The organism is Arthrobacter sp. 08Y14, from assembly GCF_002929455.1.
Taxonomy (GTDB): Bacteria; Actinomycetota; Actinomycetes; order Actinomycetales; family Micrococcaceae; genus Arthrobacter_B; species Arthrobacter_B sunyaminii.
In genome coordinates, this window is the sequence record NZ_PJIX01000006.1 from 1,884 (window position 1) to 5,732 (window position 3,849).

Annotated in this window: 2 rRNA genes (1 of these 2 cut by a window edge); both read right to left on the reverse strand. The window is 54.9% G+C overall.

The window, feature by feature from the left end:
- Positions 1 to 1,641 (reverse strand): 23S ribosomal RNA (locus CXR03_RS17655) (it extends 1,524 nt beyond the left edge of the window).
- 502 nt (positions 1,642 to 2,143) lie between these two features.
- Positions 2,144 to 3,671 (reverse strand): 16S ribosomal RNA (locus CXR03_RS17660).
- The 16S and 23S rRNA genes sit together here, the layout of an rRNA operon.
- Between the last annotated feature and the right edge of the window lie 178 nt (positions 3,672 to 3,849).

Below are 3,849 nucleotides of genomic sequence, written 5' to 3' on the forward strand. Positions count from 1 at the left end.
GGTCCCGCGCTCCACCAAAAACCGTGTCGCCACAAGGGCTAACGGTCAGGTATTGGGCGGTTAGTATCCCCCGATCAGTATTGGCGGTTTTTCGCCGGTACGGGAATATCAACCCGTTGTCCATCGACTACGCCTGTCGGCCTCGCCTTAGGTCCCGACTTACCCAGGGCAGATTAGCTTGACCCTGGAACCCTTGATCATTCGGCGGACGGGTTTCTCACCCGTCTTTCGCTACTCATGCCTGCATTCTCACTCGTGTAGGCTCCACCGCTGGTTTACACCGCGACTTCACTGCCCACACGACGCTCCCCTACCCATCCAAACGCTTGAACGAAAATGGATAAACCATCCGCTTGGCTAATATTTGAATGCCACAACTTCGGCGGTGTACTTGAGCCCCGCTACATTGTCGGCGCGGAATCACTTGACCAGTGAGCTATTACGCACTCTTTCAAGGATGGCTGCTTCTAAGCCAACCTCCTGGTTGTCTGAGCAACTCCACATCCTTTCCCACTTAGCACACGCTTAGGGGCCTTAGTTGGTGGTCTGGGCTGTTTCCCTCTCGACTATGAAGCTTATCCCCCACAGTCTCACTGCTGCGCTCTCACTTACCGGCATTCGGAGTTTGGCTGACGTCAGTAACCTTGTAGGGCCCATTAGCCATCCAGTAGCTCTACCTCCGGTAAGAAACACGCAACGCTGCACCTAAATGCATTTCGGGGAGAACCAGCTATCACGGAGTTTGATTGGCCTTTCACCCCTACCCACAGCTCATCCCCTCCATTTTCAACTGAAGTGGGTTCGGTCCTCCACGCGCTCTTACACGCGCTTCAACCTGGCCATGGGTAGATCACTCCGCTTCGGGTCTAGATCACGCCACTGCATCGCCCTGTTCAGACTCGCTTTCGCTACGGCTTCCCCACACGGGTTAACCTCGCGACGTAACACTAACTCGCAGGCTCATTCTTCAAAAGGCACGCTGTCACAAGCACAGCACCACAAGGATGCTGCCCTGCTCCAACGGATTGTAGGCACACGGTTTCAGGTACTGTTTCACTCCCCTCCCGGGGTACTTTTCACCTTTCCCTCACGGTACTTGTCCGCTATCGGTCATCAGGGAGTATTTAGGCTTACCAGGTGGTCCTGGCAGATTCGCACGGGATTTCTCGGGCCCCGTGCTACTTGGGATCCTCTCCAAGCGGCAGCATACATTCCGGTTACGGGGCTAACACCCTCTACGGCCGGGCTTTCAAACCCGTTCACCTATGCATCTGCACTCACTTCACCGATCCGGCAGAATCGGTACGGAAAGTCCCGCAACCCCAGTGATGCAACGCCCGCCGGCTATCACACACCACTGGTTTAGCCTCTTCCGCGTTCGCTCGCCACTACTAACGGAATCACTGTTGTTTTCTCTTCCTGTGGGTACTGAGATGTTTCACTTCCCCACGTTCCCTCCACGCACCCTATGTGTTCAGATGCGGGTCACCCGGTCACTCGCGCGCCGGGCGGGGTTTCCCCATTCGGACATCCTGGGATCAACGCTCGGTTATCAACTCCCCCAGGCTTATCGCAGATTCCTACGTCCTTCTTCGGCTCCTGATGCCAAGGCATCCACCGTGTGCCCTTAAAAACTTGACCACAAAGATCAATAAATATTATCGCTATCGAGAAAACCATGGAGGCCGGTAAAAACCGGTCACCAGGTTTATCTGAAATTGCACTTAATAATTTTAAGATGCTCGCGTCCACTATGTAGTTCTCAAACAACAACCCCGTCACACCCCGCCGCCGCCACGTATTCACCGTGATGGTCTTGGGCCTGCGCAGGAACAATCAGAAACAACACGAAACCGTGTCCCTTCCAACCCTCCAATGAAGGCTTGAAATTCTTCGGTCCTGTTATTTCAGGACCCAACAGTGTGCCAAACGGAAAAACCCGGTACTTGAAGACACCGGCAGCGTTTCCAGTCCCGCCCGAAGGAAGAACGTACTGTGCTGCCGGGCTCAACGCCGGGCACCTGCCTATTGATATTCCACCCTTGAGCACCCACCGGAAAACATATGCTTCCGATATGGGCATCTCCTGCAAAGCCCGCATCCAACACTGTGGAAGAACACGAAACTTTGAGGTGCTCCTTAGAAAGGAGGTGATCCAGCCGCACCTTCCGGTACGGCTACCTTGTTACGACTTAGTCCCAATCGCCGGTCCCACCTTCGACGGCTCCCTCCCACAAGGGGTTAGGCCACCGGCTTCGGGTGTTACCAACTTTCGTGACTTGACGGGCGGTGTGTACAAGGCCCGGGAACGTATTCACCGCAGCGTTGCTGATCTGCGATTACTAGCGACTCCAACTTCATGAGGTCGAGTTGCAGACCTCAATCCGAACTGAGACCGGCTTTTTGGGATTAGCTCCACCTCACAGTATCGCAACCCTTTGTACCGGCCATTGTAGCATGCGTGAAGCCCAAGACATAAGGGGCATGATGATTTGACGTCGTCCCCACCTTCCTCCGAGTTGACCCCGGCAGTCTCCTATGAGTCCCCGGCATAACCCGCTGGCAACATAGAACGAGGGTTGCGCTCGTTGCGGGACTTAACCCAACATCTCACGACACGAGCTGACGACAACCATGCACCACCTGTAAACCGGCCACAAGTGGGGGACCTGTTTCCAGGCCTTTCCGGTTCATGTCAAGCCTTGGTAAGGTTCTTCGCGTTGCATCGAATTAATCCGCATGCTCCGCCGCTTGTGCGGGCCCCCGTCAATTCCTTTGAGTTTTAGCCTTGCGGCCGTACTCCCCAGGCGGGGCACTTAATGCGTTAGCTACGGCGCGGAAAACGTGGAATGTCCCCCACACCTAGTGCCCAACGTTTACGGCATGGACTACCAGGGTATCTAATCCTGTTCGCTCCCCATGCTTTCGCTCCTCAGCGTCAGTTACAGCCCAGAGACCTGCCTTCGCCATCGGTGTTCCTCCTGATATCTGCGCATTTCACCGCTACACCAGGAATTCCAGTCTCCCCTACTGCACTCTAGTCTGCCCGTACCCACTGCAGACCCGGGGTTGAGCCCCGGGCTTTCACAGCAGACGCGACAAACCGCCTACGAGCTCTTTACGCCCAATAATTCCGGATAACGCTTGCGCCCTACGTATTACCGCGGCTGCTGGCACGTAGTTAGCCGGCGCTTCTTCTGCAGGTACCGTCACTTTCGCTTCTTCCCTGCTGAAAGAGGTTTACAACCCGAAGGCCTTCGTCCCTCACGCGGCGTCGCTGCATCAGGCTTTCGCCCATTGTGCAATATTCCCCACTGCTGCCTCCCGTAGGAGTCTGGGCCGTGTCTCAGTCCCAGTGTGGCCGGTCACCCTCTCAGGCCGGCTACCCGTCGTCGCCTTGGTGGGCCATTACCCCAACCAACTAGCTGATAGGCCGCGAGTCCATCCAAAACCGCATCAAGCTTTCCACGGACCCCCATGCGGGAATCCGTCGTATCCGGTATTAGACCCGGTTTCCCAGGCTTATCCCGAAGTTAAGGGCAGGTTACTCACGTGTTACTCACCCGTTCGCCACTAATCATTTTGTGCAAGCACAAAAGTCATCGTTCGACTTGCATGTGTTAAGCACGCCGCCAGCGTTCATCCTGAGCCAGGATCAAACTCTCCGTAAATGTGTTACAGACACAAGACCGGAGCCAAGGAAAATTGGCTGCACAGTCCTGCACTAAATTCGAAACCAGCTAAAAAAGCTGCTCCCAACCCACGGGGTGGGCGGAAACAACCAGTTCAACCAATTAAAATAATTGGTATCAATAAACTTGGCACACTATTGAGTTCTCAAACAACAGA